29 protein-coding genes and 2 pseudogenes are annotated in these 25,857 nt (G+C 69.7%); 15 read left to right on the top strand and 16 right to left on the bottom strand.

What is annotated here, in order from left to right; all coding sequences use genetic code 11:
• Nucleotides 1-18 precede the first annotated feature (18 nt).
• Nucleotides 19-807, top strand: coding sequence for a GNAT family N-acetyltransferase (locus ACI2L3_RS28385; RefSeq protein ID WP_404755224.1), 789 nt, complete (start codon nucleotides 19-21; stop codon nucleotides 805-807).
• A 134-nt stretch (nucleotides 808-941) separates the two neighbouring features.
• Here the strand turns inward: ACI2L3_RS28385 and ACI2L3_RS28380 are convergent.
• A pseudogene (locus ACI2L3_RS28380) lies at nucleotides 942-1,298 on the bottom strand (acyl-CoA dehydrogenase family protein); the annotation flags it as partial.
• A 206-nt stretch (nucleotides 1,299-1,504) separates the two neighbouring features.
• Between ACI2L3_RS28380 and ACI2L3_RS28375 the strand changes: the two are divergent.
• From ACI2L3_RS28375 to ACI2L3_RS28360, 4 genes are all read left to right on the top strand, one after another.
• Complete coding sequence (locus ACI2L3_RS28375) at nucleotides 1,505-1,864, top strand: transposase (protein ID WP_404755223.1); 360 nt, start codon at nucleotides 1,505-1,507, stop codon at nucleotides 1,862-1,864.
• 99 nt (nucleotides 1,865-1,963) lie between these two features.
• Nucleotides 1,964-2,710, top strand: a complete 747-nt coding sequence (locus tag ACI2L3_RS28370) for a hypothetical protein (protein ID WP_404755222.1) — start codon at nucleotides 1,964-1,966, stop codon at nucleotides 2,708-2,710.
• A gap of 755 nt (nucleotides 2,711-3,465) precedes the next feature.
• Nucleotides 3,466-3,771, top strand: a complete 306-nt coding sequence (locus tag ACI2L3_RS28365; protein WP_404755221.1) for a hypothetical protein — start codon at nucleotides 3,466-3,468, stop codon at nucleotides 3,769-3,771.
• A 202-nt stretch (nucleotides 3,772-3,973) separates the two neighbouring features.
• Nucleotides 3,974-4,354, top strand: coding sequence for a DUF6083 domain-containing protein (locus tag ACI2L3_RS28360; RefSeq protein WP_404755220.1), 381 nt, complete (start codon nucleotides 3,974-3,976; stop codon nucleotides 4,352-4,354).
• A 1,123-nt stretch (nucleotides 4,355-5,477) separates the two neighbouring features.
• Here the strand turns inward: ACI2L3_RS28360 and ACI2L3_RS28355 are convergent.
• The gene (locus ACI2L3_RS28355; RefSeq protein ID WP_404755219.1) at nucleotides 5,478-5,723 is read right to left on the bottom strand and encodes a hypothetical protein; all 246 of its coding nucleotides are present in this window, start codon (nucleotides 5,721-5,723) and stop codon (nucleotides 5,478-5,480) included.
• Nucleotides 5,724-5,906: 183 nt separating this feature from the next.
• On the opposite strand from ACI2L3_RS28355, the gene ACI2L3_RS28350 reads away from it, so the two are divergent.
• Complete coding sequence (locus ACI2L3_RS28350; RefSeq protein ID WP_404755218.1) at nucleotides 5,907-6,269, top strand: hypothetical protein; 363 nt, start codon at nucleotides 5,907-5,909, stop codon at nucleotides 6,267-6,269.
• 99 nt (nucleotides 6,270-6,368) lie between these two features.
• Here the strand turns inward: ACI2L3_RS28350 and ACI2L3_RS28345 are convergent, their stop codons facing one another.
• From ACI2L3_RS28345 to ACI2L3_RS28330, 4 genes are all read right to left on the bottom strand, one after another.
• Nucleotides 6,369-6,629: a hypothetical protein gene (locus tag ACI2L3_RS28345; protein WP_404755217.1), complete on the bottom strand. Its 261-nt coding sequence runs from the start codon at nucleotides 6,627-6,629 to the stop codon at nucleotides 6,369-6,371.
• Nucleotides 6,626-6,931: a hypothetical protein gene (locus ACI2L3_RS28340; protein WP_404755216.1), complete on the bottom strand. Its 306-nt coding sequence runs from the start codon at nucleotides 6,929-6,931 to the stop codon at nucleotides 6,626-6,628. The genes ACI2L3_RS28345 and ACI2L3_RS28340 overlap by 4 nt, the downstream gene beginning before the upstream one ends.
• Nucleotides 6,932-7,199: 268 nt before the next feature.
• Nucleotides 7,200-7,727, bottom strand: coding sequence for a hypothetical protein (locus tag ACI2L3_RS28335; RefSeq protein WP_404755215.1), 528 nt, complete (start codon nucleotides 7,725-7,727; stop codon nucleotides 7,200-7,202).
• Between the two features lie 256 nt (nucleotides 7,728-7,983).
• On the bottom strand, nucleotides 7,984-9,210 hold the full coding sequence (locus tag ACI2L3_RS28330) for an acyl-CoA dehydrogenase family protein (protein ID WP_404755214.1): 1,227 nt from the start codon (nucleotides 9,208-9,210) through the stop codon (nucleotides 7,984-7,986).
• Nucleotides 9,211-9,391: 181 nt separating this feature from the next.
• Here ACI2L3_RS28330 and ACI2L3_RS28325 point away from each other — a divergent pair, with 181 nt between their 5' ends.
• Entirely contained in the window at nucleotides 9,392-10,042 is a 651-nt protein-coding gene (locus ACI2L3_RS28325) for a TetR family transcriptional regulator (protein ID WP_404755213.1), read from the top strand.
• Between the two features lie 17 nt (nucleotides 10,043-10,059).
• Here the strand turns inward: ACI2L3_RS28325 and def are convergent, their stop codons facing one another.
• Nucleotides 10,060-10,599, bottom strand: coding sequence for a peptide deformylase (gene def / locus ACI2L3_RS28320; protein ID WP_404755212.1), 540 nt, complete (start codon nucleotides 10,597-10,599; stop codon nucleotides 10,060-10,062).
• 152 nt (nucleotides 10,600-10,751) lie between these two features.
• Between def and ACI2L3_RS28315 the strand changes: the two genes are divergently transcribed.
• The 5 genes from ACI2L3_RS28315 (at nucleotide 10,752) to ACI2L3_RS28295 (ending at nucleotide 15,241) form a co-directional block, all read left to right on the top strand.
• Nucleotides 10,752-11,990, top strand: a complete 1,239-nt coding sequence (locus ACI2L3_RS28315; RefSeq protein ID WP_362990478.1) for a MurT ligase domain-containing protein — start codon at nucleotides 10,752-10,754, stop codon at nucleotides 11,988-11,990.
• Nucleotides 11,991-12,013: 23 nt separating this feature from the next.
• Nucleotides 12,014-12,742: a type 1 glutamine amidotransferase gene (locus ACI2L3_RS28310; RefSeq protein WP_404755211.1), complete on the top strand. Its 729-nt coding sequence runs from the start codon at nucleotides 12,014-12,016 to the stop codon at nucleotides 12,740-12,742.
• A gap of 168 nt (nucleotides 12,743-12,910) precedes the next feature.
• Nucleotides 12,911-13,936, top strand: coding sequence for a 6-phosphofructokinase (locus ACI2L3_RS28305; protein WP_404755210.1), 1,026 nt, complete (start codon nucleotides 12,911-12,913; stop codon nucleotides 13,934-13,936).
• A gap of 108 nt (nucleotides 13,937-14,044) precedes the next feature.
• Nucleotides 14,045-14,995, top strand: coding sequence for a cytochrome c oxidase assembly protein (locus ACI2L3_RS28300; RefSeq protein ID WP_404755209.1), 951 nt, complete (start codon nucleotides 14,045-14,047; stop codon nucleotides 14,993-14,995).
• A gap of 87 nt (nucleotides 14,996-15,082) precedes the next feature.
• Entirely contained in the window at nucleotides 15,083-15,241 is a 159-nt protein-coding gene (locus ACI2L3_RS28295) for a hypothetical protein (RefSeq protein ID WP_398306668.1), read from the top strand.
• A 53-nt stretch (nucleotides 15,242-15,294) separates the two neighbouring features.
• On the opposite strand, the gene ACI2L3_RS28290 is transcribed toward ACI2L3_RS28295, so the two are convergent.
• Nucleotides 15,295-15,693 carry an SSI family serine proteinase inhibitor gene (locus tag ACI2L3_RS28290; RefSeq protein ID WP_404755208.1) on the bottom strand — a complete coding sequence of 133 codons (399 nt, stop codon included), beginning with the start codon at nucleotides 15,691-15,693 and terminating at the stop codon, nucleotides 15,295-15,297.
• Nucleotides 15,694-15,919: 226 nt separating this feature from the next.
• Between ACI2L3_RS28290 and ACI2L3_RS28285 the strand changes: the two genes are divergently transcribed.
• Together ACI2L3_RS28285 and ACI2L3_RS28280 are read left to right on the top strand one after the other, a co-directional pair.
• Nucleotides 15,920-16,666: a lysophospholipid acyltransferase family protein gene (locus tag ACI2L3_RS28285; RefSeq protein WP_404755207.1), complete on the top strand. Its 747-nt coding sequence runs from the start codon at nucleotides 15,920-15,922 to the stop codon at nucleotides 16,664-16,666.
• A gap of 82 nt (nucleotides 16,667-16,748) precedes the next feature.
• Nucleotides 16,749-17,798: an NAD-dependent epimerase/dehydratase family protein gene (locus ACI2L3_RS28280; RefSeq protein WP_404755206.1), complete on the top strand. Its 1,050-nt coding sequence runs from the start codon at nucleotides 16,749-16,751 to the stop codon at nucleotides 17,796-17,798.
• 75 nt (nucleotides 17,799-17,873) lie between these two features.
• On the opposite strand, the gene ACI2L3_RS28275 is transcribed toward ACI2L3_RS28280, so the two are convergent.
• From ACI2L3_RS28275 to ACI2L3_RS28265, 3 genes are all read right to left on the bottom strand, one after another.
• Entirely contained in the window at nucleotides 17,874-19,526 is a 1,653-nt protein-coding gene (locus ACI2L3_RS28275) for an alpha/beta hydrolase (protein WP_404755205.1), read from the bottom strand.
• Nucleotides 19,527-19,677: 151 nt separating this feature from the next.
• Nucleotides 19,678-20,394, bottom strand: coding sequence for a cation transporter (locus ACI2L3_RS28270; protein ID WP_404755204.1), 717 nt, complete (start codon nucleotides 20,392-20,394; stop codon nucleotides 19,678-19,680).
• Nucleotides 20,394-20,729: an ArsR/SmtB family transcription factor gene (locus ACI2L3_RS28265; protein WP_404755203.1), complete on the bottom strand. Its 336-nt coding sequence runs from the start codon at nucleotides 20,727-20,729 to the stop codon at nucleotides 20,394-20,396. The genes ACI2L3_RS28270 and ACI2L3_RS28265 overlap by 1 nt, the downstream gene beginning before the upstream one ends.
• Nucleotides 20,730-20,981: 252 nt before the next feature.
• Here ACI2L3_RS28265 and ACI2L3_RS28260 point away from each other — a divergent pair, with 252 nt between their 5' ends.
• Complete coding sequence (locus ACI2L3_RS28260) at nucleotides 20,982-22,214, top strand: TolB family protein (protein WP_404755202.1); 1,233 nt, start codon at nucleotides 20,982-20,984, stop codon at nucleotides 22,212-22,214.
• A 34-nt stretch (nucleotides 22,215-22,248) separates the two neighbouring features.
• On the opposite strand, the gene ACI2L3_RS28255 is transcribed toward ACI2L3_RS28260, so the two are convergent.
• From ACI2L3_RS28255 to ACI2L3_RS28235, 5 genes and pseudogenes are all read right to left on the bottom strand, one after another.
• A complete protein-coding gene (locus ACI2L3_RS28255) occupies nucleotides 22,249-23,052 on the bottom strand; it encodes an ABC transporter ATP-binding protein (protein WP_404755201.1) in 804 nt (267 codons plus the stop codon).
• Nucleotides 23,045-23,356, bottom strand: coding sequence for an oligopeptide/dipeptide ABC transporter ATP-binding protein (locus tag ACI2L3_RS28250; protein WP_404755396.1), 312 nt, complete (start codon nucleotides 23,354-23,356; stop codon nucleotides 23,045-23,047). The genes ACI2L3_RS28255 and ACI2L3_RS28250 overlap by 8 nt, the downstream gene beginning before the upstream one ends.
• Before the next feature lie 123 nt (nucleotides 23,357-23,479).
• Nucleotides 23,480-24,040: pseudogene (locus ACI2L3_RS28245) on the bottom strand (ATP-binding cassette domain-containing protein); the annotation flags it as partial.
• Complete coding sequence (locus ACI2L3_RS28240; RefSeq protein WP_404755200.1) at nucleotides 24,037-24,894, bottom strand: ABC transporter permease; 858 nt, start codon at nucleotides 24,892-24,894, stop codon at nucleotides 24,037-24,039. The gene ACI2L3_RS28240 and the pseudogene ACI2L3_RS28245, both read right to left, overlap by 4 nt.
• Nucleotides 24,891-25,841 carry an ABC transporter permease gene (locus tag ACI2L3_RS28235; protein ID WP_404755199.1) on the bottom strand — a complete coding sequence of 317 codons (951 nt, stop codon included), beginning with the start codon at nucleotides 25,839-25,841 and terminating at the stop codon, nucleotides 24,891-24,893. Before ACI2L3_RS28235 ends, ACI2L3_RS28240 begins: the two co-directional genes overlap by 4 nt.
• Nucleotides 25,842-25,857: the final 16 nt, after the last annotated feature.

Below are 25,857 nucleotides of genomic sequence, written 5' to 3'. Positions count from 1 at the left end.
CCCTGCTGAGGTGACCCCATGGATCATGCAGCGGTACTGGCCGCTTACGACCGGCAGATTCGGCACGACTCACAGGGCGAGGGCGGGGACACGCGTGTCGAACGGACCGGTGACGTCGTCCGCGTGACCGGCTCGGCACACGACTGGAACGGCGTCCTGTGGGCCGACATCGACGCGTCGACCGCGGACGCCGTGATAGCGGAACAGGTGCGCCACTACACCGCCGCCGGGCGGGAGTTCGAGTGGAAGCTGCACTCCTACGACCGGCCCGCCGACCTCGCCGACCGCCTCCTCGCGGCCGGGTTCCAGGCCGACCCGGTGGAGACCGTGATGGTCGCCGAGGCCGCGTCCCTGCCCGCGGGACCCCAACTGCCCGACGGCGTACGGCTGCTGCCGGTCACGGACGAAGCGGGCGTACGGCTCATGTCCGAGGCGCACCTCGCCGCCTTCGGCGCGGACGACGCGGCACTGAGCGAACACCTCGCCCGACGGGTGCTCGCCCAACTCGCCACGGCCCCCGACGAGATCGTCGCGGTCGTCGCGATGGCCGGCGACCGTCCGGTCTGCGGCGCGCGGATGGAGTTCCGCCCCGGCACCGACTTCGCCGGCCTCTGGGGCGGCGGCACGGACCCCCAATGGCGCGGCAAGGGCATCTACCGCGCCATGGTGGCCCACCGCGCCCGAATCGCCATCGAGCGCGGCTACCGCTACCTCCAGGTCGACGCCTCCGACGACAGCCGCCCGATCCTGGACCGCCTCGGCTTCACCACGCTCTGCACGACCACGCCGTACGTGTACCGGCCGTAGCGGGCGCACCAAGCACAGGGACGACGCGCCTCGCCGCCCCTGCTAGGACGGCGCCGACGACCCGCCAGTGCTGGGGCGCCTGCCTGCCACCCGAAGCCCGTCGGGGAAAAGAGTCCCGACGCGGCGCGCGCCCAGCGGATCGGCATCCCCGAAATCGTCCGCGCGACGACGAGCCGCTGGATCCCGCTCGTGCCCTCGAAGATCGTGTAGATCGCGGCGTCGTGGTGCATGCGCTCCACCGGGGCTGCGTGTTCGTGTCCGCCTGGGCAAAGGCTCTGTGCCGCCTGGCGTTGTGCCGGGTTCTCTGGGTGTTGGACCGGGTTGTCCTGGATGGCTCGTCCGACGAGTCGAAGATCGCCGCCTGGAAGGACAAGCGGTGGCCCGTCATAAAAGGAGGGCGGCGGACTTGGGCGCCTGGGTCTGCTTCGAGGGCGAGGCAGGTCAGGGCCTACAGCCGCCCACGGGCCGCACCTGGGCAGCCGAGGCCGCACCCCAGTCGTGGAGGTCACCGCCGCGGGCACCAAACGGGTCTCGATGGCGGCGCTGATCTGCACCAAGGCCGGCCGTCGGCCACGGCCGATCTATCGCATCCACCTAAATCGCGGCCCTGCCAAAGGCCGGGCGCAAGGGCTTCACCGAAACCGACTACACCCGCCTGCTCGACGCTGCTCACCAGCAGCTCGGCGGTCCGATCATCTTGGTCTGGGACAATTTGAACACGCATGTCAGCCACACGATGCGGCGGCTGATCGCCTACCGTTTGCCGCCGTACGCTCCCGAGTTCAACCCGGTCGAGGGCGTGTGGTCGCACCTGAAGAGGTCCCTGGCCAACCTCACCAAACACAGCCTCGACCAGCTCACCGCGCTGGTGAAGACGCGCCTGAAACGGATGCAGTGCCGCCCCCACTCATCTAGGGGCTCATCGCCAAGACCGGACTCGCAACTATTGCAGATCTCTAGCACAAAAGGACCGCTCTGCGTGGGATCAGGGGAAAGATGCTCGTTCAGGGGTAGAGCAAGGTTACGTTTCCCCGCGTTGCGGTTCGGTCCGAGGTGAGGGGCATCGAGGGGGAGGAGGGGGTCGTTGAGTACGGATCGTCCCGATGAGCGGTCTGCGACTGGACTACGCCGTGTTTTCCGAGGGCTTGGCGGCAGGATGACAGCCGTCGCTGCGGAGCGTGAGGCCTTGCGCATGGCCCGGGCGGCTCAGGATCCGACCGCCCGTGCCGTCCATACACGTAACGCGCTTCTGGGCTGGGCGCATCAACTGTACCGAGCAGGTGACCGCATGCCGGTCTGCGGCGACTTCATGGGGTCTCCTGACGCGTCGTTCGAAAGCGTTCCTCTGACGCTCGAAGACCTGCGCGAGGCCGCACAGTATCTGGTTGAACGAAACCTGATGGAGCTGTTCCACAAGACGCACTGGACGGACCCCGGCTATCGGGAGATCCATACGGCGCACCGCATTTCCCTGACCCGCCTCGGGCTCGACTGCGCAGAAAGTGGGATGACAGTGTCAGAATTCCTCTACCCCAGGCCCGCGCCGACGGGCGACACGTACAACACGACGGTCGAGTCCGGAGCCCAGGGCATCCAGATCGGAGGCCGGCAGAACACCATGAACAACACCTGGGGCGTGAAGCCGGACTCGCTGCTGCGATTCGCAAGGGACGTGCTGACACGGCTTCCCGAACTCGGGCTCGACGACATCGCCGAAGCGGAACTCGTCGAGGAAGCGGCAGCCCTGCACGGCGAGGCATCGGCTCAGCAGCCGAATCCGACAGCCCTGCGACGGGCGTACGACGCGGTCATGGGTCTCCTGGTGAGGGCTCCGGATTCGATCGCCAATCAGTGGCTGCGTGAGGCCGGCTCGGTGGCGATCAACAGTGCCCTCAGCGGTTAGCCCTTGGACGCCGTACACGAGATGACTCTGGGGCGGGACCAACAGCGCAGGTCATCGAAGGACCAAGTGAAGGCCCCACAATCGACTCCAGCCGTGGCTGCCGTACCCGAAGCTGCTCGTTCTCCTATCGACCCGCTCCACCGTCGCCTGCAACACCGCGAACTCCCCAACCTTCGCAGCTGGCGCTGCCTGAATCGCCGCAGTTGTACGCGTGCCCCGATAGGTGAAGAAGCCCGTCACGATCACGCCGATGCCCGTGTGCCCGCCCCGACCGGTCCCCAGATATGTCACTCAGAGGCTTCACGGGGCGCCTGTGTACCTCTTCTCGCCGCCGGCCGAATTGTACGCAAACGCCGTGCCTCATACCTGTTGGCGCCGGTAGATTCCTGGGGACATTGAAAAAGCAGGTGCCGACAGTCAGGAGTTATGAGGTCAGAGGCGGTCGCCTAGTCGAAGTCCTCCTCGTAAGGAGCTTCATTCTGGCTTCGCCGTCAGCAGTTCGACCTCGAACCGTTCCTAGGTTGCGGGCCCTCCCTGCCGCCGACAGCCGCCCCGGGGGATGCATTCCGGTTGCTGCCGAGGGCCCGGGCAGGACGCACGTGAGTCACTGCCCGGTACTGGCTGCACCGGCGAGAAGGCAGTGGTTGTTAGCTTCTCGGCAACACAAAGCGGCCCGGTGCACGAACACCGGGCCACCGAACCAGCTAGCGTGAACTAGCTGATCAATGAGTCCATCCCATCGAAGGGACTTAGTCATGAAGCCTACGCTGAATTCACAGTCGAGCTTAAAGTCTGCCTCCGACCTCTCGCCCGCCCACCTGCTCGACACTCCGTTGCCCGACCTGCTCGCTGAGACGGGAGTTGAGGTCTACCCCAGCTCGATCAGTGATCGCGGGTTCCTCGGCGCCGCCGTGCAGCGGAAGACCGGGGAGATCGTGCTGACGATGCCGACCGGCCGCAGCAACTTCGAGCACGACACGATAGCCCGCTACCTGCTCGCGCAGGTCTTCGACGTCGACATGCCGAAGATGGGTTCGCCGATCGTCACGACCGCGGCCTGATCGGGCTGTCTTGCGATGCCCCCGCCCGTTCTGGGCGGGGGCATCGTGGCGTCTAGGACGCCTGTCCGGCCGCTGCGGGCGGGTGGCTTGCGCCGAGAGGGAGGGCGAGGTGCCTCGTCTGCCGACGCGCGCCTGCGGCGGCCCTGGCGCCCCGTCTGGTTCGAGCCGTGCGGCATGCGGCCAGAAGTCTCACTCTCACGGTATGGGGAGTGCTGAAGGGGCGCGGCGCATCGGCCACGGGCAGACGTTCAACTGCATCTACTGCGGGCTCCCGCAGGAGCGGATACGGACGCTTGATGATGACTGGCGGATGATGGAGCCGGACATGGAACCGCTGGCTCACACGGTGCCGGCTGACCATCGATGGATCGTCCTGTCGGACGGTCGGGCAGCCTTGTACGGGGTGGCTCCGCCGGACATGTTCCAGCGCTGCCGGATCGAGCACGCGCTGGCCTGCCCAAAGCAGGGGCCCCTGGATCTGTGGCCGTGGCTGACGGCGATGCGGGAGGAGAACGGCCGCAAGGCGGAGCGTGGGCCTGAGCCGCCGAGCGAGCCGGACGAAGGGCTGCCGGAGGTCGGCTAGCCGCCCGCTACCGCCCGCTGTCCCCGTTGTCCTGAAGCGCCCCGACTTGGCCGGCGCCGCCGCACGCGAGGCAGTCGACGGTGGTTTCGTTGCCGTCTGCCTCCTGCACGGCGATCTGCCCGTTGACAGTTGCCGCAGGCGGGCACGCGTTCCTCCAGCGGCCGCAGGCTGGCGTTGAGGAGCCTGGTGTAGCGCCAGTCCTGCTCGAGGGCGGAGGGTCTCGTTGGCGTGCCGGTCATTCATTGATCGCCTTCACGTCATGTGTGCAGTTGGGCAACCTGTTATGCGGGTTCCTCCTGGTACTCACGTGCATGCAGCAATGACCACGGAGGGGAATTCGTTGCCGTTGTGGCCTGCCTCGCGATACCACTGGCGGTTGGGCCAGCCGCTGCCTCGTCTGGCCCGGAAACGGTCGCGGGTGTCGCGTCGGGCGCCTGCACCGGACAACCGAAGAAGAAGATCGCGAAGAAGTACTACCGAGGCCCCGCGATGGTGCCCCTTCGCTGCGGGACGAAGACGAACAAGCGGATGCGGAACTCCGACGCAACACTCCGAACGAGATCGTGAGCCGGCACGCCATCGAACAGCGCCATGGCCGACCGGTCGCTTCCCAGACGAACGCGCCACCGCTGCTTGTATGCCGTCAGTTCACAACCAGAGTGAACGATCGGCCCTGCTCCACCACATCGAGGCTCGTCACCTCAAGCTCGGCACTCGTATCGTCCAAGCACCCCAGGAGATGCGGAACGAGCAGGTCGCGTGCCTCGTCGGCTGACGGCATGACATTCCTTTCCTAACAAGCTGCAGCGACATCCGACGGCTTGTACGCCGTGATCACCCCTTGCGGCTTGATACGAGGATCAGCCCAGCCCCGTACTTGCCCGGGGGCTACCGCCCCAGACCGTACTGCTGATCTTTTTGCTGAAGCTGACGCTCCAACGACACTTGTGCACCAGGTGCTTGTACTCCCACGAGTGGTGGCACACGAAGGGCTCTGAGCGGCAGTCGGCGAAGCTGGGCGAGCGCCTGGACTAGCCGCAGCCGATGACGGCGCCCCGCCCGCGGCTGGCCGCAGGCGGCAAGTCGCCCCCGCTCCGGACCCGGAGCGGGGGCTTTGGCCTCTTCAGTGCAGATGGTTGATCGTGAGGCTGGTGCTGTGTGGTGCGCCGTATTTCGGTGGTGGTGTTCGTGGCGGCTTGGATGCTTCGTGTGCTATTCCGACTGCGGCTCCTACGAGCATGAGGATCACGCCGCCCGCAACGAGCTTCAGGACGAGCGTCCCGAAACCTGAGTCCACGTGTTGGCCGATCCAGGCTTCCAGGGCGAGTATGGCGAGCCCTATCACCATCAGGATCACGAAGTTCTTCACGGCTGCCCCGATCCTTTGGGCGCGGGCGAAATGACCTAGGTTGCCCTTCGCCGCGCGCCCGCAGCGTCCTGCTGCCGCGCGAGGGCGTCAATCGCCCTCCGACGCCGGCGAGGCTCAACTGTCGTAGGGCGGTTCGCGTAGGGCGCGTTTGCGCTGGTCTTCGTGTTGGTGGGGCCGGTAGGCGTGGGATTGTTCGTCGCGTTCGTCGTGCTGGTGCGCCATCTCGTCCTGAGTCTGCAGGCGGTCCGCTTGCTTTTCGGCTTCGGGCCGGGCTTCGAGAGCGGCGACGCGTTCGTCGAAGCCGGGGAACACTTCAGACGCGGGGAGCGCCTTGGTTTTGCCGCTCTCGATGTCGGCGATCATCTGTCGCAGCTCTTCGGGGCTCTTCCACTGCCGGGCGACGCGCCACCAGCGGGCCATGGCCTTGTCGAGCGCGGGCCCGTGCTCGGCGGCCTGGATCTCCAGCCAGGCTTTGGCTTTCCAGTGATCGTCGATTCTGGCGAGGATCGCGTCGAGGCTCCGCGGGACGTCTGGCAGTGTCTGTAGGTAGGGGACCCCATTTCGCCGCCACTCCGTGCAAGAAGGGGTCGGGGCCGTCGTACAGGGGTTCTTCGGTGTCGCTCATGGGTTAGGCGTCTGTCTGGATCAGTCGGCGAAGGGGGCTTCGATCCTGACCGCGGTGACTCGTTCGGCGGGATCGTCGATGAGGACTGCGACGATGAAGCGGCTGAGGCCGGCGGTCTTCATGCGGACGGGGGCAGGCATGTCGAGGCCGAAGGTTCCGGTGGCCTGGTCGGGGTCGGCTTGCAGCCGGTCGAAGAAGACGAGGAGCTCGGCTTGGTCGGCCACGGGTAGCGCGCCGATCTGGCGGCGTATGTCGCGTGGGACGACGAGCTCGTAGGTCACGCCGCGCTATTTTGCCGCTTCTGTGTGTTCGCCCGCAGCTCGTTGAGGAAGTCTTCGGTGCCGCCATCGTCGGCGTACTCGGGCGGCAGCTGCCCGCCGTGCGTCTGGGCGTACTGGAGGACGTCGTCGAGGCGGGGGGCGACTTCGTCGCGCCAGTTCTCGACGAAGCGCTGCCAGCGGGCGAGGACGTCGGGCAGGTCGGGGAGCGGCGTAAGGTTGACTTCGCGGAGGAACGTCTGCCGGGTGTCGGCGGCGGGGATCGCGTGGGCGATGGCGTCGATGGTCCACGGCTGGTCGCTCATGCCGTCCTCCCGGCTGGGGATTCACGGATCGTGATTCCGGCTGACAGTCGGATGGTACCGCCCGGGCGGGCGGGCGGGCGGGTGACATGAGATTAGCTGCAGCGGTGCCCGCCCGGCTGTCGCCCTCGTCGTTACGCCGGTCATGGATCTCTCCGCCGCTGCCCCTGCCGCCGACGATCCGCCGGCCCCGGTGATGCGTGGTGGCGTGGTGGATGTGGAGCTCGCCGCCGTGCTGCTGTCGAATCTGCCTGCTCGGGCCGACGCGGGGCTAGCCGGGGGGCTCCTGGCCAGACTCTCGGGCAGCGTGGATGAATGCTGTCGCTGTTTTCCAGTACGCGGACACCGCGGGTCCGAAGTCTGATGCGTTTCGTGTTCCATCGGCTATGGCCTGGAGTGTTTTGTACACGTGTGTTGATGCGGCGTGCACGGCATCAGCTGCCGGTTGTGATGATCTTCTGCCGTCGAGTGTGACTACGTTGATCTGTCGATGAAACTCGCCGTATCCAGTCCGCATCTCCTCGAGGTGCTGGGCCAACGCAGCCTCTCGTTCCGTAAGAGATTTCATGCCGAGGATCGTCGGCACCTTGCGATACAGGTCACCCATCGCGTTGATCTGCTCGATGAAGGCGAGGTGGGCTGCACGCATCCTGTCTTGGTGCGTAGCGGCTCGCTGCGCGGCGGCCGAGGCTTCCGCTTGCACGCGCGCGGCGTCGGCGTTTCCACGGCTGGTGACCCAGCTCGCCCCAATTGCGGTGCCAGCGGTCAGGACGGCTATCCATATGGCGGAATCCCCCATGGTGGGAGTCTGGCGAAGGCGTCCGTTTCCCAACAGGGGTCGGTTATGCGGCGCGCCTCTGGGTGGCGGGCAGGAGCGGCTCGTCGCCGGTCGTCACGGTTGCCCGCGGCGGCTTCGGTGGCGGTGCGGCACATCTCCCAAGCGACGGATGACCTCGTCTCGGACAGCAAAGAAGCCCCTCGCTGACTATGCCGAGGGGCTTCTTCTTCGTCACCTCTTCGTCGCCTTTCTACGCGCGTCCTGCTGTCACGTCGCGCTAGCGGATCGGCATCCCCGAAATCGTCCGCGCGATCACGAGCCGCTGGATCTCGCTCGTGCCCTCGAAGATCGTGTAGATCGCGGCGTCGCGGTGCATGCGCTCCACCGGGTACTCGCGGGTGTAGCCGTTGCCGCCGAGGATCTGGACGGCCTGGGCGGTGACCTTCTTGGCGACCTCGCTCGCGTACAGCTTCGACATGGAGCCTTCGGCCGACTCGAACTTCTTGCCGGTGGTGGCCATCCAGGAGGCGCGCCACACCAGGAGGCGGGCCGCGTCGATCTGGGTGCGCATGTCGGCGAGTTGGAAGGCGATGCCCTGGTTGTCGATGATGGGGCGGCCGAACTGGGTGCGCGTCTTGGCGTACTCCAGGGCCTCCTCGTACGCGGCGCGGGCCGTGCCCACGGCCATGGCGCCGACCGCCGGGCGGGACGCCTCGAAGGTGGCCATCGCGGCGTTCTTGACGCGCTCGCCGCCGGACCTGGCGCGCTCGCGGGCGCGGGCGAGGCGCTCGTCGAGCTTCTCCTTGCCGCCGAGGAGGCAGTGGCCGGGGACGCGGACGTCCTCGAGGACGACTTCGGCGGTGTGCGAGGCGCGGATGCCGTGCTTCTTGAACTTCTGGCCCTGGGAGAGGCCTGGCGTGTTCGGCGGGACGATGAAGGAGGCGTGGCCCTTCGAGCCGAGTTCGGGGTCGACGACCGCGACGACGACGTGGACGTTGGCGATGCCGCCGTTGGTCGCCCAGGTCTTCGTGCCGTTGAGGACCCACTCGTCCTTGGCCTCGTCGTAGACCGCGCGGGTCCGCATGGCCGCCACGTCGGATCCCGCGTCGGGCTCGGAGGAGCAGAAGGCGGCGACCTTGACGTCGTTCACGTCGCCGTACATCTGCGGGATCCAGGTGCCGATCTGCTCCTCGGTGCCGTTGGCGAGCACGCCGACGGCGGCCAGGCCGGTGCCCATGATGGACAGGCCGATGCCGGCGTCGCCCCAGAAGATCTCCTCGGTCGCCATCGGGATGCCGAGGCCCGAGGGGTCGAAGAACTGCTGGGCATAGAAATCGAGCGAGTAGATCCCTATCTTCGCCGCTTCCTGGATGATGGGCCACGGGGTCTCTTCGCGCTCGTCCCATTCGGCGGCCGCGGGGCGGATCACCTCGGCGGCGAATCCGTGGAGCCAGTCCCGGACTTCCTTCTGTTCGTCGTTGAGCTCCATGGTGAACTCGGCCATGACCCCTCCAGGACCTGCGATCAACTGCGGCGTGCGATCGACTGCGACGTTACTTGCGGTAACCCCAGTCTGTTACCGGCCAGTAGGCCATGTCAACTCCCGATGGCCCGTTCGATGGGCGCCGGCCGCCGGGTGTTACGTTGCGCGTGCGTCACCGATTCAGCATGGGCGGGGAGAAACGATGGAGACCACGCAGCGGACCGATCAGCAACGGTCCGCGGATCATCAGCGGCGTCGGCGGGAGCTGCTCGAGGCCGCGGACCGGGTCGTGCTCCGCGACGGTCCCGGCGCCTCGATGAACGCCATCGCCGCCGAGGCAGGCATCACCAAGCCGATCCTCTACCGCCACTTCGGCGACAAGGGCGGCCTCTACGCCGCACTCGCCAAGCGGCACACCGACGCCCTCCTCGAAGCCCTGCGCGCCGCGCTCGACGCGCCCGCCGAGCGCAGGGAGCGGGTCGAGGCGACGCTCGACACCTACCTCTCGGCGATCGAGGCACGCCCGCAGGTCTACCGCTTCCTCATGCATCCGTCGGAGGCGCCCTCACCCGGCGAGCAGGGCTTCGACGTCGGCCTGCACTCGGCCCCGCTGTTGCGCCGCCTCGGCGAGGAGCTCGCGGAGGTCATCGAGGAGCGCGTCGACCTCGGCCCGGAGAGCGCCCAGCTCGCCCGGGTGTGGGGGCACGGCATCGTCGGCATGATGCACGCGGCAGGCGACTGGTGGCTCGGCGAACGGCCGTGCTCCCGCGCCCAGTTGGTGCGCAGCCTCGCCGACCTGCTGTGGGGGCGGCTCGCCGCGGCGGGCAACCGTGTCGGCGGGCCCGGGTTCTGAGACAGGTCCCGAGTTCCTCAGGAGTTCCAGGGTGCCTTCGCGGCGGCCCGCAGCACCCTGCGGCGCCGCCAGCCCGTGACGCGGTCGGTGTAGACACCGCCGTCCAAGTGGTCGCACTCGTGCTGCAGGCAGCGCGCGAACCAGCCGGTCCCGTGCACCCGCACCGGCTCTCCCCGCACGTCGACACCCTCGACCACGGCGTGGTCGAATCGCGGTGTGCCCGCTTCGAGGCCGGGCAGCGACAGACAGCCCTCCGGGCCGCGCACCGTCACGCCGTCCACCTCGACGAGCTTCGGGTTGACCACGTGCCCGAGGTGCCGGACGTCCTCGTCGTCGGGGCAGTCGTAGACGAAGACCCGGCGGCCCACGCCGATCTGGTTCGCGGCCAGTCCCACGCCGCGCGCGGCGTACATCGTCGCGAACATGTCCTCGACGAGGCGCGCCAGTTCGGGCCCGAAGTCGGTGACCTCCTCGCAGGCCGTGTGCAGCACGGGGTCACCGAGCAGGGTCAGAGGTCGTACGCGCCCCGAGGCGCCCGGGATCGTGCCGTGTCGCATGGCGGCAAGAGTACGGTCCAGGGGACGGAGCGGCACCGCCGAGGTGCCGAGGTGGAGCCGTGATTCGGGCTTGTCAGTGGATCTCGATAGGCTGAGCAGCGAAACGATGCCGGGGGCAGGCGCGGCGCCGTACGCAAGGAGGATCTCGACAGATGTCAGGCAACACGGACCCGCTGTCGCCGCGGGCCAAGCTGGCCGTGACGGCGGGCAAGGCGGCCGCGGCGGTGTCGCGGGCCGCAGGCCGCGGCAGCGGATCGGTGATCGGCGGCAAGGTCGCCCTCAAGCTCGACCCCGAGCTGCTCGGGCGGCTCGCCACGCACCTGGACGTGGTCCTCGTGTCGGCCACCAACGGCAAGACGACCACCACGCGGCTGATCGCCGAGGCGCTGCGGGCCAGCGGCCCGGTCGTCTCGAACGCGCTGGGTGCGAACATGCCCGCCGGAATCACCTCGGCGCTCGCCGGCGGGTCCGACGCCAGGTTCGGTGTGATCGAGGTCGACGAGAAGTACCTCGCGGGTGTCGCCCGTGACGTCGACCCCAAAGCGATCGCCCTGCTGAACCTCTCGCGCGACCAGCTGGACCGCGCGGCCGAGACCCGCATGCTCGCCGAGAAGTGGCGCGAGGGCCTGGCCGGTTCCAAGGCCGTCGTCATCGCTAACGCCGACGACCCGCTGGTCGTCTGGGCGGCCTCCTCCTCACCGAACGTGGTGTGGGTGGCCGCCGGCCAGGAGTGGAAGGACGACGCCTGGTCGTGCCCGTCCTGCGGTGGCGTCATGCAGCGCCCCGGGGACGACTGGTTCTGCGGCGAGTGCGGTTTCCGCCGCCCGGCGCCGAGCTGGGTGCTCTCCGGCGACCACGTCCTGGACCCGCACGGCTCGGCCTGGCCCATCCACCTCCAGCTGCCCGGCCGCGCGAACAAGGCGAACGCCGCCACCTCGGCGGCCGTCGCCGCCGTCTTCGGAGTGCCGCCCCAGGTCGCCCTGGAGCGCATGTACCAGGTGCAGGCCGTTGCCGGACGTTACGACGTCGTGCAGTTCCAGGGCCGCGACCTGCGGCTGCTCCTCGCGAAGAACCCGGCGGGCTGGCTCGAAACGTTTTCGCTGATCGACCCGCCGCCGACCCCGGTGATCCTCTCCGTGAACGCCCGGGGGGCGGACGGCACGGACACCTCCTGGCTCTGGGACGTCGACTACACCCGCCTCGCCGGTCACCCGATCTTCGTGCTCGGCGACCGCAAGCTGGACCTGGCCGTTCGCCTGGAGGTCGCGAATCTGGACTTCCGCGTCTGCGACAGCGTCGACGAGGCGGTGCAGTTCGCCCCGCCGGGACGCATCGAGACGATCGCGAACTACACCGCGTTCCAGGACCTTCGCCGCCGCGTCGGCAACTGACCCGCCCGGATAAGGACATGAGCATGAGCGACAACAGCCTGCGGCTGGTGTGGGTCTACCCCGACCTGCTGAGCACGTACGGAGACCAGGGCAACGCCCTGGTCGTGGAGCGCCGCGCCCACCAGCGCGGCCTCCAGGTCGAGCGCTACGACGTGCGCAGCGACCAGCCGGTGCCCACCTCCGGCGACATCTACCTGATCGGTGGCGGCGAGGACCGCCCGCAGCGCCTCGCGGCCGAGCGGCTGCGCCGTGACGGCGGCCTGCAGCGGGCGGTGGGCAACGGCGCGATCGTCTTCTCGGTCTGCGCCGGCTACCAGATCCTGGGCAACGAGTTCATCAACGACCTCGGCCAGCGCGAGCCGGGCCTCGGCCTCCTCGACGTGGTCTCCACCCGCGGCGAGGGCGACCGGTGCGTCGGTGACGTGCTCGCCGACATCGACCCGCAGCTGGGCCTGCCCCCGCTGACCGGCTTCGAGAACCACCAGGGCATCACGCACGTCGGCCCGGCCGCGCGGCCGTTCGCCCGCGTGACGCTCGGCCGGGGCAACGGCACGGGCGACGGCACCGAGGGCGCGTACAACGGCACGGTCTTCGGGACGTACATGCACGGCCCGGTCCTCGCCCGCAACCCGCTCATCGCGGACCTGCTGCTGAAGCTGGCCCTCGATGTGAACGCGCTGCCGCCGACGGACGACCGGTGGTACGAGGCGCTGCGCAACGAGCGCATCAACGCCGCCCAGCAGCCCGCCTGACACCCCGGCAGCACAGCCCGCTTGACGCCCCGCCCGCACATGTGAGCGGGGCCGTCCAGCCTTCGGACGCGAGGTGCGGCCCGGCCCCCCGGCGCCTATAGGGTGGCGGGGATCCAGCCGGACGACGTGGTCCGGTCACCGACCCACGTTGCAAAGGTATTCCGGGCCATGCGCATTGGTGTGCTGACCTCCGGCGGCGACTGCCCCGGTCTGAACGCCGTCATCCGCTCCGTCGTGCACCGCGCGGTGGTGGACCACGGCGACGAGGTCATCGGCTTCCACGACGGCTGGAAAGGCCTCTTGGAATGCGACTACCGCAAGCTGGACCTCGACGCGGTGGGCGGCATCCTCGCCCGCGGCGGAACGATCCTCGGCTCCTCACGCGTCCAGCCCGCGCACCTGCGGGACGGCGTGGAGCGCGCCAGGGGGCACGTCGCCGAGCTCGGCCTCGACGCGATCATCCCGATCGGCGGCGAGGGCACGCTCAAGGCGGCCCGGCTCCTCTCCGACGCGGGCCTTCCCATCGTCGGCGTCCCCAAGACCATCGACAACGACATCGCGGTCACGGACGTGACCTTCGGCTTCGACACGGCCGTCGGTGTCGCGACCGAGGCCCTCGACCGCCTGAAGACGACCGCGGAGTCGCACCAGCGGGTGCTCATCGTCGAGGTCATGGGCCGGCACACGGGCTGGATCGCCCTGCACTCCGGGATGGCGGCGGGCGCGCACGCCATCGTCGTCCCCGAGCGCCCCTTCGACATCGAGGAGCTGGCCCGGAAGGTCGGGGAGCGCTTCTCCGCGGGCAAGAAGTTCGCGATCGTCGTGGCCGCCGAGGGCGCCAAGCCCCGTGCGGGCTCCATGGAGTTCGACGAGGGCGGCAAGGACGTCTACGGCCACGAGCGGTTCGCCGGCATCGCCCGGCAGCTCTCCCTCGAACTGGAGCAGCGCCTCGGCAAGGAGGCCCGCCCGGTCATCCTCGGCCACGTCCAGCGCGGCGGCACCCCGACCGCGTACGACCGCGTCCTCGCGACCCGCTTCGGCTGGCACGCGGTGGAGGCCGTGCACCGGGGCGAGTTCGGCAGGATGACCGCGCTGCGCGGCACGGACATCACGATGGTGCCGCTCGCGGAGGCCGTCGAGACGCTGAAGACGGTGCCCGAGGAGCGGTACGCCGAAGCGGAGTGCGTGCTCTAGCACGGTCGCCCCTTGCACTACTTGCCCCCGGTCGTGTCAGCGGCCGGGGGCAGTTCTACTCTGGTGCCGACACACGTCGCACAATCCGCACGAATCAGGAGCCACTGGATGGATCACAGCGGGCACGGCATGAACATGGATCTGCCGCCGTTCACGCTGGGGCGAGGCCTCGAGCTGTCGGCCGACCCCTTCTTCCTCATCGGCTGCCTGGTGGCGCTCGCCCTGTACGGGTGGGGCGTGGCGCGGCTCGTGCGGCGCGGCGACAAGTGGCCGGTGGGCCGCACGATCTCGTTCGTCATCGGCATCCTGACCGTACTGCTCGTGATGTGCACCAAGCTCAACGACTACGGCATGGTCATGTTCAGCGTGCACATGGTGCAGCACATGGTGATCAGCATGCTGTCGCCGATCCTGCTGCTGCTCGGCGCGCCGATCACGCTGGCGCTGCGCGCGCTGCCGGTGGCGCGGCGCGGCAGCAAGGGCCCGCGCGAGTGGCTGCTCTGGCTGCTGCACAGCCGGTACATCAAGATCATCACGCATCCCGCGTTCACGATCCCGCTGTTCATCGCGAGCCTGTACGCGCTCTACTTCACGCCGCTCTTCGACACGCTGATGGGCTCCAAGCCGGGCCACATCGGGATGATGGTCCACTTCCTCGCCGTCGGCCTGGTCTTCTTCTGGCCGATCATGGGCGTCGACCCGGGCCCGCACCGGCCCGGCTACATCATGCGGATGCTGGAGCTGTTCGCGGGCATGCCGTTCCACGCGTTCTTCGGCATCGCCCTGATGATGGCGACGCAGCCGATGATCGGCACGTACATGCATCCGCCCGCCTCGCTCGGCATCGACGCGCTCGAGGACCAGGAGGCGGCGGGCGGCATCGCCTGGGCCTTCAGCGAGATCCCGTCCGTGGTGGTCCTGGTCGCCCTGCTCTTCCAGTGGCGGCGCTCCGAGGACCGTGAGGCGCGGCGCAAGGACCGGGCCGCGGACCGCGACGGCGACAAGGAGCTGGAGGCCTACAACGCCTATCTGGCCTCACTGGCCGCTCGCGGACGCTAGCGCCAGAGGGTATTCCCGGGTCACGATGGTCTTCGGACCGCGGTCCGGGCGCAACGGCGCCGCGGACTGCCGGGAGGAGGCTGAGCTATGCCCGGTTCCACGAAGACCATGGGTGGGTTCACCATCGGAGGCCTGGTCATGGTGACGGCCTACACGGCGGCGCTCGGAAGCAACGGCTGGTTGTGGTTCGGCTGGGTGGTGCTCGGTCTGATCACGCTGGCGATGGTGCTGTCGCGCGCCGCGTGAGCGCGGTGCCGCGCGACAGCCGTCGCAAAGGCGCTGCGGAGGCCTCAGGAGCGTCAGAAGCGGAAGACGTACCCGGTGTCCGCGTCCAGCGCGCAGGCGTTCGGGTACGTCTTGCGCCAGGCGACCTTCCGGCCCTTGTACGACCCGGTCACGTTCACCAGGACCGGCTCGTACTCCTTCGTGCACGCGTGCGGGTCGTCGGGCAGCGCGTCGAAGTCACCCCGCGCCCGGGCGATCGCCGCGCAGGCCCTGTCCGCCTGCGGATGGGCTCCGCGCGGTCCGGGCTCGCAGTGCAGCAGCACACCGCGGATCCAGGCGTTCTCGGCTCCCGAGACGGAGAGGAAGAGGCCGCGCTTCGGGGCGGGGGCCGTGTCCGCCGCCTGGGCGGGCGCGATCGCGCCGAGGGAGAGAAGAGCGGCGGCGGCGAGGGTGAACGGGCGCATGGGGTGCATGGGGGACCTCCGGGGTGCACGTCGGATGTGACGGTGGCGGTGACGTTCCGTGGCGTCGAGGACGTCGGGGAGAGGCCAGGGCACCCTTCGTGCGCGCCGTCCGGCGGGCCGCCGCGCCGTTCGTTCGCCCGCTCGGCCGCGCGTAAGGGCCCGAACGGGCTCTCGCCTCCGCGCCACCGATTGGCTACTGTGCGTCGGCACCGGGACCAGGGGGAAGGCTGCCGCCATGTTCTACCTACTGCTCAAGCACGTGATCCTCGGCCCGCTGCTCCGGCTGATGTTCCGGCCCAGAATCGAGGGCCTGGAGCATGTGCCTGACTCCGGCGCGGCGATCGTCGCGGGCAATCATCTGTCGTTCTCCGACCACTTCCTGATGCCGGCGATCATCAAGCGCCGCATCACCTTCCTCGCGAAGGCCGAGTACTTCACCGGGCCGGGCCTCAAGGGACGGCTGACGGCCGCGTTCTTCCGCAGTGCCGGGCAGATCCCGGTGGACCGGTCCGGCAAGGAGGCGGGGCAGGCGGCGATCCGTGAGGGCCTCGGCGTACTGCGCAAGGGCGAGCTGCTCGGCATCTATCCGGAGGGCACCCGCTCGCACGACGGCCGGCTGTACAAGGGCAAGGTCGGCGTCGCGGCGATGGCGCTCAAGGCTCAGGTGCCGGTCGTGCCGTGCGCCATGATCGGCACGTTCGAGGCGCAGCCGCCCGGTCAGAAGGTCCCGAACCTCAAGCGGGTGACGATCCGCTTCGGCGAGCCCCTCGACTTCTCCCGGTATGTGGGGATGGACGGCGAGAAGGCCGTCCTCCGGGCCGTCACCGACGAGATCATGTACGCGATCCTCGGGCTCTCCGGGCAGGAGTACGTCGACAAGTACGCGGCCGTCGTGAAGGCGGAGGAGGCGGCGGAAGCCGAGCGCGAGCGGGCCGCTGCGGGCAAGGAGCCGCGCAGGTTCCCGAAGCTGCCCCTGAGCTGAGCGCCGCTCCCCCGCCCTTCGCCGCCTCTGCTCTGAGCAGATCCCTCTTCGCCGTGCGTACGCCGGAACGTACGGTCCGATCATGAAGAAAGCATTGGTGATCGGCGCGACGGGACAGATAGGGCGGGTGGCGGTGCGCGCCCTCGCGGAGGACGGCTGGGCGGTGCTCGCGGCGTCCCGGGGCGCGGGCCGCGACGAGCGGTGGCCCGAGGACGTACGGTCGGTGCGGCTCGACCGGGAGGACGACGCGGCGCTCGCCGAGGCGCTGGGGGACGGTGTGGACCTGGTGGTCGACATGGTCGCGTTCACCGCGGCGCACGCCCGGCAGTACGCCGGCCTCGCCGACCGCATCGGATCCGCGGTGGTCCTCTCCAGCGGGGCGGTCTACGCGGACGGGCGGGGCCGCAGCTTCGACACCCAGGACGAGCCGGACGGCTTCCCCGAGTACCCGGTGCCGATCCCGGAGGGCCAGCCGACGGTCGAGCCCGGCGACGCGACGTACGGCACCCGCAAGATCAAGATTGAGCGGGAACTCCTGGCGCTCGGCGAGAAGCTGCCCGTGACGCTGCTGCGGGCCGGGGCGATCCACGGCCCGCACTGCCGTACGCCGCGCGAGCTGTACTTCGTGAAGCGGAACCTGGACGGGCGGCGTACGCGCGTACTGGCGCACGGTGGCCTCAGCCGCTTCCATCCGGTGAGCGTCCACAACATCGCCGAGCTGGTACGGCTCGCGGCCACGCGGCCCGGTTCCCGGGTGCTCAACGCGGGCGACCCGGAGGCGCCCACGGTCGCGGAGATGGGCGAGGCGATCGACGCCGTGATGGAGGTGGCGGGCGAGACGGTGACAGTAACGGTGCCCGGTGAGGCGCCGGCCGCGAACGTCGGCGTCACGCCCTGGACCGCGCCGCACCCTGTGGTCTACGACATGTCCGCGGCGGAGCGTGAACTGGGCTACCGCGCCGTGACGACGTACACCGACTCGCTGGCGGAGACGGTGGCCTGGCTCGCCGAGCGGCTGGGCGACCGCGACTGGCGGGAGGCGTTCCCGAAGATGGCGCAGAACTACGATCCGGCGGTCGACCTCTTCGACTACGCGGCGGAGGACAAGTGGCTGGAGCGGCAGAGCTCCTGAGGCCGCCCAAGGGGCGGGCCGCCACCGGAAGTCGATCCGGCGGCGGCCCGCCCGCACATCCCCGCGTCGTACGCCTTACGGCTTCGGTACGGCGTGCGGGTCGCAGGTCACGTCGGAGGCGTCGAGCTTGCCGGTCAACAGGTAGTTGTCGACACGGTCGTTGAGGCACGGGTTGGCGATGTTGGTGATGCCGTGCGAACCGGCGTCCTTCTCCGTGATCAGACGCGAGCCCTTCAGGCGCTTGTGCAGTTCGACGGCGCCGGGGTAGGGCGTGGCGGCGTCACGGGTGGCCTGGACGATCAGCGTCTGCGGCAGGCCCTTGTGGGTCCGGATCTCCAGCGGGCGCTGCTGCTTGCTCGACCAGGTCGCGCACGGAAGGTTCATCCAGGCGTTGCCCCAGGTGAAGAAGGGGCTGGTGCGGTGGATGCGGGTGTTGTCGCGGTCCCACTTCTTCCAGCTGCGGGGCCACTTGGCGTCGGCGCACTCGACGGCCGTGTAGACCGCGTTGCCGTTCTCCTGGGCGATGTTGCCCGCGGTGTCGGCCATGTCGGGGGCGGCCGCCTCGACGAGGGGCTTCGGGTCGCCGGCGACGTACTTGCTCCAGTTGGTGGCGATCTCGACCCAGTACGAGTCGTAGTACGGCGCGTTCTGGAAGTAGGAGTGCAGCTCGGCCGGGCCGACGACGCCGTCCAGGGGCTGCTTCTTCGCGGTGGCGCGCAGCTTGTCCCACTGGGCGCGGACCTTGTCGTAGGTGTCGCCGAGGTGGAAGGCGGCGTCGTTCTTCGCGACCCACGTCATCCAGTCGATGAGGCGCTTCTCGAACGCGACGTCCTGGTCGAGGTTGACCTCGTACCAGATCTTGTCCGTACGCGGGTTGACCACGGAGTCGAAGACCATCCGGCGCACGTGCGTCGGGTAGAGGGTGCTGTAGACCGCGCCCAGGTAGGTGCCGTAGGAGACGCCGAGGAAGTTCAGCTTCTTCTCGCCGAGCGCGGCGCGGATGACGTCGAGGTCGCGGGCCGTGTTGGGCGTCGTCATGTGCGGCAGGAGCTCGCCGCTGCGCTCCTGGCAGCCGTCCGCGTACTCGGCGGCGAGCTTGCGCTGGGCGCGCTTGTCGGCCTCGCTGTCGGGGATCGGGTCCAGCTTGGGCGCCTTGACGAACTCCTGCGGGTCCACGCAGGAGACGGGCGCCGAGTGGCCCACCCCGCGCGGCTCGAACCCCACGAAGTCGTACGCCTTCGCCGTCTTCTCCCAGAGCTTGCTCTTGGTGACGACGCGCCGCGGGAAGCGCAGGCCGGAGGCGCCGGGGCCGCCCGGGTTGTAGACGAGGGCGCCCTGGCGCTCTTCCTTGGTACCGGTGCTGCCGATGCGGTCGACGGCGAGCTTGATCTTCTTGCCGTTCGGCTTGGCGTAGTCGAGCGGGACGGTGACCCAGCCGCACTGGATGGGCTTCTCCAGACCCCAGTCGGCGGGACAGTCCCGCCAGTCCACCCCGGCCTTCGCGGCACGCTGCGCGGCGATGGCGGCGCCGCGGGCTTCGCGGTCCTTGCCCTTGCTCTTGCCCGGGGCGGCGGAGGCGGCGGACTCGCCGGAGGCGTCCGCGTCCCCCCGCACACCGGCGTTGGCCGTCGGAGCGGTGACAGCACCCGCTATCAGCGTCGCCGCGACGACGGCCCCCGCGGACCCGAGCACCGCCGTCCGCCGCCTGGTCCCTGGAGTCCTTCTCAAGTGGAGCCTCCCGCACATCGGTTCGATCCGATTCGATCAGTACGGGGATCTTTGCGGCTGAGGGGCGTCGGGGACAGGCGCGACGGGGGTTCTTTACCAATCCGATAAACGGATTGGTACGACCCGGTGAGCGGTTGGCGCACGTCGGCGGTCAACAGCAGGTGCAGTCCGGCTCGCAGCCGCACGCGTCCGCCTCGGCCGCATCCGGGCCGAGGGGAACCCGGGTGTGGGCGGTGGGTGCGCAGCAGCCTTTGCCCTGCCAGGCGTCGCGGCCTTCCTTGACCGCGACGGCGGCGATGACGAGGGCGGCGACGGGGTCGGCCCAGGACCAGCCGAGGGCGGCGTTGAGCACGAGGCCGAGCAGGAGGAGGGCGGAGAGATAGGTACACAGCAGGGTCTGCTTGGAGTCGGCGACCGCGGAGGCGGAGCCGAGTTCGCAGCCCGCACGGCGCTGGGCGGCGGACAGGAACGGCATGATCGCCAAGGACAGGGCGGCGATGACGATGCCGGGAACCGAGCGGTCGGCCTCTCCGGTGCCGGCCAGGGCCCGGACGGCGTCGAAGGTGACGTAGGCGGCGAGGACGAAGAAGGAGACGGCGATGATCCGCAGGGTCGCCCTCTCCCGGGCGTCGCGTACGGCGTGGTCGCGGGCGGAGAACTGCCAGGCGACGGCCGCGGCGGAGGACACCTCGATCACGGAGTCCAGGCCGAAGCCGATCAGCGCCGTGGACGAGGCCATCGTGCCCGCGGTGATGGCGACGACGGCCTCGATGACGTTGTAGGTGATGGTCGCGGCGACCAGCAGCCGGATGCGCCTGGCGAGCATGTCGCGGCGGACCGGGGAGAGCCCGAGGGATATCGCGGTCATCAGCAGCAGTCCTTGGTGGCCGCGTCCGGGCAGACCCGGTCGGACTCGACGGCGACGACGGCGGCGAGCAGGTGGTCCAGGGCTTGGCCGAGGCGTTCGTCGGCGAGCTCGTAGCGGGTGCGGCGCCCGTCGGGGACGGTGACCACGAGGCCGCAGTCGCGCAGGCAGGCCAGGTGGTTGGACAGCCGGGTCCGGGAGACGCCGAGCGTGTCGGCGAGGTCGGCCGGGTAGGCCGGCGCCTCGCGCAGGGCGAGCAGGATGCGGCAGCGGATCGGGTCGGCGAGCGCGCGGCCGAAGCGGGCCAGCACCTCGATGTCGGAGGCAACAGTCAGCATTCCACGACAGTACACAGAATCCTGGATTCAGGGAATCGTGAACTCAGCAGCGCGGGCCGGTCGTCCCGGAGCGGAGGAAGCTGTGGGCGGCGCGGGCAGCCACCGAGCGCATTGACCCACAACGCACTCCGCGCTTTCATCGCGTGAGTCCTCCGCACAGACGGTGCTGGGGCATTGCCGCCGTGAGGGCGCGAGGCGTGGCCGTGACCACGGCCCTGGTGCCTCCCCCCTTGGCCGAAGGAGGACCACCTGATGAGACCTCACTTACGCATCTCCATGACCGCCGCCGCCCTGGCGGCCGCCCTCACCTGTCTCGCTTCGCCCGCGGGGGCGGCAGGAACGGCAGGCGACGGCCTCGCCCCGCGCACCGAGCGGATCAGCGTGGCGCCCGACGGCACCGGCGGCAACCACCACTCCGTGGATCCGACCGTCAGCGCGGACGGACGCGTCGTCGCCTTCATGTCGTCGGCGACCAACCTGATGCCCGGGACCGACGTGCCCAACAACGTCTTCTACCGGACCGCTCCCGGTGCGCCCCTCAAGCGCGTGGTGCTGCCCGGTGAGTCGACGATGGTGCCCCGGGTGTCCGACTCCGGGGGCCACATGACGTTCACCTCGTACTCGGCCACGACCCAGAAGTACTCCGTCCACGTGATGGACCTGCGCACCGGGCGCAGCCAACCCGTGGCGCCCGCGCTGGGGGGCGGTTTCCGCGCGTACTACGGCGCCGCCCCGCTCAGCGCGGACGGACGGTACATCGCCTTCGTGGCCGAGACCGCCGCCGACGACAACGGAGTGTCCCGCTGCCGGGTCATGCTCATGGACCGCCGGACCCAGCAGCTGTGGCGGGCCGGACCGGCCACGGACCGCGAGTGCCAGGACGTCTCCATGAGCGCCGACGGCCGCAAGGTGGCCTATCGGGTCGGTTACTCGGGGCCGTCCGACGACGACCAGGCGGACATCCTGGTGTACGACCGCGTGACCGGGAAGACCGTGCAGGCCGATGTCACCCACAACGGGGCGCCGGCCGACCGGTCGGCGCTCGCTCCCGTGCTGAGTGCCGACGGCTCCAAGGTCGGCTTCAACTCGGTGGCCACCAACCTCGTTCCCGGCACCGACCCCAACGGCGACACCAGTACGTCCTGGAACGCCTTCGTCCGCGACCTGCGCACCGGCACGCTCCAGCGGTACGACGGCCACTCCCCCACCGATGTCACGCTGGTCTCGGACCTGTCGGCGGACGGCTCGAAGCTGCTCCTCAACACGGCCGACGCGGACCGCAGGACCCTGGGCCTGATTCTGCGCGATCTGCCCACGGGCCAGGAGGAGTTGCTCTCACCGGGACAGGACGGCAAGCCCGTCACCGTGGGGCGGGCGGCACTGAGCACGGACGGGTCGACGGCCGTCTTCGACTCCTACCACCCCGGTCTGGTCCCCGACGACACCAACCTGATCGGAGATGTCTTCGTACGCACCCTGCGCTGACCGGCGTTGGGTGTGGTTGTCGATGGCGGCGGCATCAGGCCGCGGCTTCGCGCGCCCTTCTCCGCGGCGTCCAGCCCGGCTTCGGGAGGGAGGCGATGAGGCGCCGCGTATAAGGGTGCTGCGGGTCGGAGAGGACTGTTGCCACCGAGCCGTGTTCGACGACTTTCCCTCCTTGCATCACCAGGACGTCGTCGCTGACGTGCCGTATCGCTCCGAGGTCGTGAGTGATGAACAGCAGGGCGGTTCCGGTGTCCGCGCGGATACGGGCGAGGAGGCCCAGGATCTGCGCCTGGATGGACACGTCCAGGGCCGAGATCGCCTCGTCCAGGATGAGTACCCGTGGTTCCGCCGCCAGGGCGCGGGCGATGGCGACGCGCTGGCGCTGTCCGCCCGACAGCGCCCTGGGCAGCGAACCTGCCTGCCGGTCGTCCAGGCCCACCATGTCGAACAGTTCCGCCACGCGGGCGCGGAGCCGGTCCGCGGGCAGGTGCTGGTGCAGCGCGACCGCCTCGGCCACGGCGTCGCGCACGCGCTGGCGGCGGTCGAGCGACGAGTAGGGGTCCTGAAAGACCATCTGGACCTGCCGGCCGCGGGCTCGGCGCTCCCGGGACCGCAGTCGGCCGGGCCGTCGTTCGTCGCCTGCGACGACGATGTGTCCGCCGCTCGGCGTCTCCAGTCCGGCGATCATGCGGGCGGTGGTCGTCTTGCCGGACCCCGACTCGCCCACGACCGCCAGGGACCCGCCTTCCGCGAGCGAGAAGGTCACGTCGTCCACGGCGACGAAGTCACCGAACTCCTTGCGAAGGTCGTGTACTTGAAGTACGTGTGCTTCACGCATGACTGTCGGCCTCCTCGGGCGAGTGCGTGTGCGGGAAGTGGCAGGCCGCCGTGGAGCCGCCGGCCGACACCGGCCGGGGCCGGTCGCTGCGGCACAGGTCCCGTACGTTCGGACATCGGTCGCTGAAGGCACATCCTTCGGGCGCCTCGAAACCGGACAGGGGCCTGCCCGCGATGGCACGCAGCTCCGCGTCGGCGTCGTCGAGCGAGGGGCGGGAGGAGAGCAGCGCGCGCGTGTACGGGTGGGCGGCGCTCGTCCACAGCCGGTCGGCGGCGAGCTCTTCCACGGTCGTGCCCGCGTACATGACCACGACCCGGTCGGACACGGCTGCCGCGAGTTCCAGGTCGTGGGTGATGAACAGCATGGCGAGGCCGCGTGCTTCGCGGGCCTCGCCGATGATGGCCATCACCTCTTCCTGCGTGGTGACGTCGAGCGCGGTGGTCGGCTCGTCGGCGAGCAGCAGGCGTGGTTCGGCGGCCAGCGCGGCGGCGATCATGACGCGTTGCAGCAGACCGCCCGACAGTTCGTGGGGCCGTTGGCGCAGGCGCCGGTCGGCATCCGCGATGCCGACCTCCCGCAGGATCGACGTCACCTTCGCGGTCGCCTCGGCGGCCGGGACGCCCCGTGCGGTGGTCAGTCCTTCGATCAGGAAGTCGCCGATGCTGCGGGCCGGGTTGATGTGGGCGCGGGGGTCCTGGAACACCATGGCGACCTCGGCCGCCCGGAAAGCGCGCAGGCGTTCGGGGCTCATCGCCGGGACGGACTCCCCCGCGAACAGCACGTCTCCGTGGATCCGGGCGGCCTTGGGCAGCAGGCCGATGACGGAGCGGGCGGTCAGGGACTTGCCGGAGCCGGACTCCCCCACCAGGGCGACGGCCGTTCCCTCGGGGATGCTCACGTCGGCGCGGTGGACGACGGTCCGCAGTGCTCCGTCGAGGGGCAGGTCGATGGTGAGCGCGTCGATCTGGAGCAGGGGTGATGAGCTCATGCGTCTTCTCCGAGCAGGCGTCGGGACAGCCCCGTCCCCAGCAGGTTGCACGCGACGACGACGATCAGGATGGCGATGCCCGCGTACAGGGCTTGTTGCGGTTGCCCGGCGAGGATCGAGGGGGCGCCGTTGGACACCATCAGTCCCCACTCGGGGTCCGGGGGCTGGCTGCCCAGTCCGAGGAAGGAGATCGCGGCCACGTCGAGGAGGGCGTAGCCGAATCCGATGGTGGCCTGGACCAGGACGAGCGGCAGCAGGTTCGGCAGCAGGTGGCGCAGCCAGATGCGGGCGGTGGGGGCGCCGAGGAGCAGGAGTGCCGAGACGTACGGCAGGTTGCGTTCCTTGATCGCGGCGGACCGTACGACGCGGGTGAGCAGGGGAAGGTAGGCGATCGAGAGGGCGACGATCGGCGCGGTGAGGCCGGCGCCGAAGACCGCGGCGACGAGGACGGCCATGATGAGCCCCGGAAAGCCGAAGACGATGTCGAGGACGCTCGACACCAACCGGTCGAGCCGGCCTCCGAACCAGGCCGCGGCCAGCGCGAGGAGAGTGCCGAGCGTGGTGGAGACGGCGATGATCACGGCGGGGGCGGCGAGGCTGGCGCGCGCTCCGGCGATCAGCCGGGAGAGCAGGTCGCGGCCGGTGTCGTCGGTGCCCAGGAGGTGGGTGGCGGACGGCCCGGCGTTGACGTTCAGGGGGTCGACGGCGTTCGGGTCGTGGGGGGCGAGGAGCGGCCCGAGTACGGCCAGCAGGACGAAGAGGGCGACGACGCACCCCGCGCCGAGCGTCAGGTGGTCGCGTGGCCGTCCGGCCCGCCGCTCGGTCGCGGTACGGGCGAACAGGGCGGTGGTCATCGTGCCCCCTTCTGCGTGGCCCGGGGGTCGAGGGCGACGCTGATCAGGTCGACGGTGGTGTTGATGACGACGAACACGACGACGAAGATCAGCGACACGGCCTGGACCACGGCCATGTCCTGCTTGGACGCGGCCTCGATCATGAGGGCGCCGAGCCCTCCGGTGCCGAATGCCTGCTCGGCGACGGCCGCGGTGGCGATGAGGCCCGCGATGCCGACACCGCAGACCGCGAAGACCGGGCCCGAGGCGTTGTGCAGCACGTGCCGCCTGATCACCGTCCACTCGGGCACGCCCCGGCTGCGGGCGGTCTGCACGTGCTCCGAGCGCGCCTCCGCCCGCACGGCGGTCCTGGTCACCTGTGCGACGTACCCGATCCACGTCATCGCCAGCGCGACGGCCGGCAGCGTCAGATGCGTCAGGGTGCCGGTGAAGCCCTCACCGGAGCCGTACACGGGGAACCAGGGAAGCTGGACGGCGAAGAGCCAGATGAGCAGAACCGCCATGATGAAGGTCGGCACCGCCATCGCACCCGCCGTCAGGGCCGTGACGAGCGCCTCCGTCCGGCCGCCGCGCAGAGCGGCGAGGGTGCCGATGGCGGTGCCGACGGCGAGGACGAGGACGGCGGCGTAGGCGACGAGGGCAAGGGTGTCACCGGCGCGGGCGCCGATGAGGTCGGCGACGGAGTCGCGGTAGACGAGTGACTTGCCGAAGTCGCCCTGGAGGAAGTTGCTCAGCCAGTGCCAGTAGCCCTGGATGAAGGGGTCGTCCAGGTGGTACTCGCGGTGGATCTGTGCGAGCGCGGCGGGGTCGGGATTCCGGCTGCCGCCGACGAGCAGCGTGGCGGGGTCCCCGGGCGTGAGGAACATGGCGCCGTAGATGGCGAGGCTGGAGACGAGCACCGTCACGACGAGCATGCTCAGTCGTGTGGCGACGAACCGGAGGCTCATCTCGGACCGCCTTCGT

The organism is Streptomyces sp. NPDC029674 (assembly GCF_044903205.1).
Lineage (GTDB): Bacteria > Actinomycetota > Actinomycetes > Streptomycetales > Streptomycetaceae > Streptomyces.
This window is presented reverse-complemented; position numbering and strand designations above follow the sequence as displayed.

What these genes read in the sequence shown, in the direction of transcription:
- ACI2L3_RS28295 (WP_398306668.1), top strand. Translation starts at nt 15,083, where the DNA reads ATGCCCGGTTCCACGAAGACCATGGGTGGGTTCACCATCGGAGGCCTG.
- ACI2L3_RS28250 (WP_404755396.1), bottom strand. Translation starts at nt 23,356, where the DNA reads ATGTACGCGGGCACGACCGTGGAAGAGCTCGCCGCCGACCGGCTGTGG.
- ACI2L3_RS28285 (WP_404755207.1), top strand. Translation starts at nt 15,920, where the DNA reads ATGTTCTACCTACTGCTCAAGCACGTGATCCTCGGCCCGCTGCTCCGG.
- ACI2L3_RS28270 (WP_404755204.1), bottom strand. Translation starts at nt 20,394, where the DNA reads ATGACCGCGATATCCCTCGGGCTCTCCCCGGTCCGCCGCGACATGCTC.
- ACI2L3_RS28305 (WP_404755210.1), top strand. Translation starts at nt 12,911, where the DNA reads ATGCGCATTGGTGTGCTGACCTCCGGCGGCGACTGCCCCGGTCTGAAC.
- ACI2L3_RS28235 (WP_404755199.1), bottom strand. Translation starts at nt 25,841, where the DNA reads ATGAGCCTCCGGTTCGTCGCCACACGACTGAGCATGCTCGTCGTGACG.
- ACI2L3_RS28240 (WP_404755200.1), bottom strand. Translation starts at nt 24,894, where the DNA reads ATGACCACCGCCCTGTTCGCCCGTACCGCGACCGAGCGGCGGGCCGGA.
- ACI2L3_RS28365 (WP_404755221.1), top strand. Translation starts at nt 3,466, where the DNA reads ATGAAGCCTACGCTGAATTCACAGTCGAGCTTAAAGTCTGCCTCCGAC.
- ACI2L3_RS28290 (WP_404755208.1), bottom strand. Translation starts at nt 15,693, where the DNA reads ATGCACCCCATGCGCCCGTTCACCCTCGCCGCCGCCGCTCTTCTCTCC.
- ACI2L3_RS28300 (WP_404755209.1), top strand. Translation starts at nt 14,045, where the DNA reads ATGGATCACAGCGGGCACGGCATGAACATGGATCTGCCGCCGTTCACG.
- ACI2L3_RS28340 (WP_404755216.1), bottom strand. Translation starts at nt 6,931, where the DNA reads ATGAGCGACCAGCCGTGGACCATCGACGCCATCGCCCACGCGATCCCC.
- ACI2L3_RS28360 (WP_404755220.1), top strand. Translation starts at nt 3,974, where the DNA reads ATGGGGAGTGCTGAAGGGGCGCGGCGCATCGGCCACGGGCAGACGTTC.
- ACI2L3_RS28330 (WP_404755214.1), bottom strand. Translation starts at nt 9,210, where the DNA reads ATGGCCGAGTTCACCATGGAGCTCAACGACGAACAGAAGGAAGTCCGG.
- ACI2L3_RS28255 (WP_404755201.1), bottom strand. Translation starts at nt 23,052, where the DNA reads ATGCGTGAAGCACACGTACTTCAAGTACACGACCTTCGCAAGGAGTTC.
- ACI2L3_RS28265 (WP_404755203.1), bottom strand. Translation starts at nt 20,729, where the DNA reads ATGCTGACTGTTGCCTCCGACATCGAGGTGCTGGCCCGCTTCGGCCGC.
- ACI2L3_RS28315 (WP_362990478.1), top strand. Translation starts at nt 10,752, where the DNA reads ATGTCAGGCAACACGGACCCGCTGTCGCCGCGGGCCAAGCTGGCCGTG.
- ACI2L3_RS28310 (WP_404755211.1), top strand. Translation starts at nt 12,014, where the DNA reads ATGAGCGACAACAGCCTGCGGCTGGTGTGGGTCTACCCCGACCTGCTG.
- ACI2L3_RS28260 (WP_404755202.1), top strand. Translation starts at nt 20,982, where the DNA reads ATGAGACCTCACTTACGCATCTCCATGACCGCCGCCGCCCTGGCGGCC.
- ACI2L3_RS28335 (WP_404755215.1), bottom strand. Translation starts at nt 7,727, where the DNA reads ATGGGGGATTCCGCCATATGGATAGCCGTCCTGACCGCTGGCACCGCA.
- def (WP_404755212.1), bottom strand. Translation starts at nt 10,599, where the DNA reads ATGCGACACGGCACGATCCCGGGCGCCTCGGGGCGCGTACGACCTCTG.
- ACI2L3_RS28325 (WP_404755213.1), top strand. Translation starts at nt 9,392, where the DNA reads ATGGAGACCACGCAGCGGACCGATCAGCAACGGTCCGCGGATCATCAG.
- ACI2L3_RS28385 (WP_404755224.1), top strand. Translation starts at nt 19, where the DNA reads ATGGATCATGCAGCGGTACTGGCCGCTTACGACCGGCAGATTCGGCAC.
- ACI2L3_RS28280 (WP_404755206.1), top strand. Translation starts at nt 16,749, where the DNA reads ATGAAGAAAGCATTGGTGATCGGCGCGACGGGACAGATAGGGCGGGTG.
- ACI2L3_RS28370 (WP_404755222.1), top strand. Translation starts at nt 1,964, where the DNA reads ATGACAGCCGTCGCTGCGGAGCGTGAGGCCTTGCGCATGGCCCGGGCG.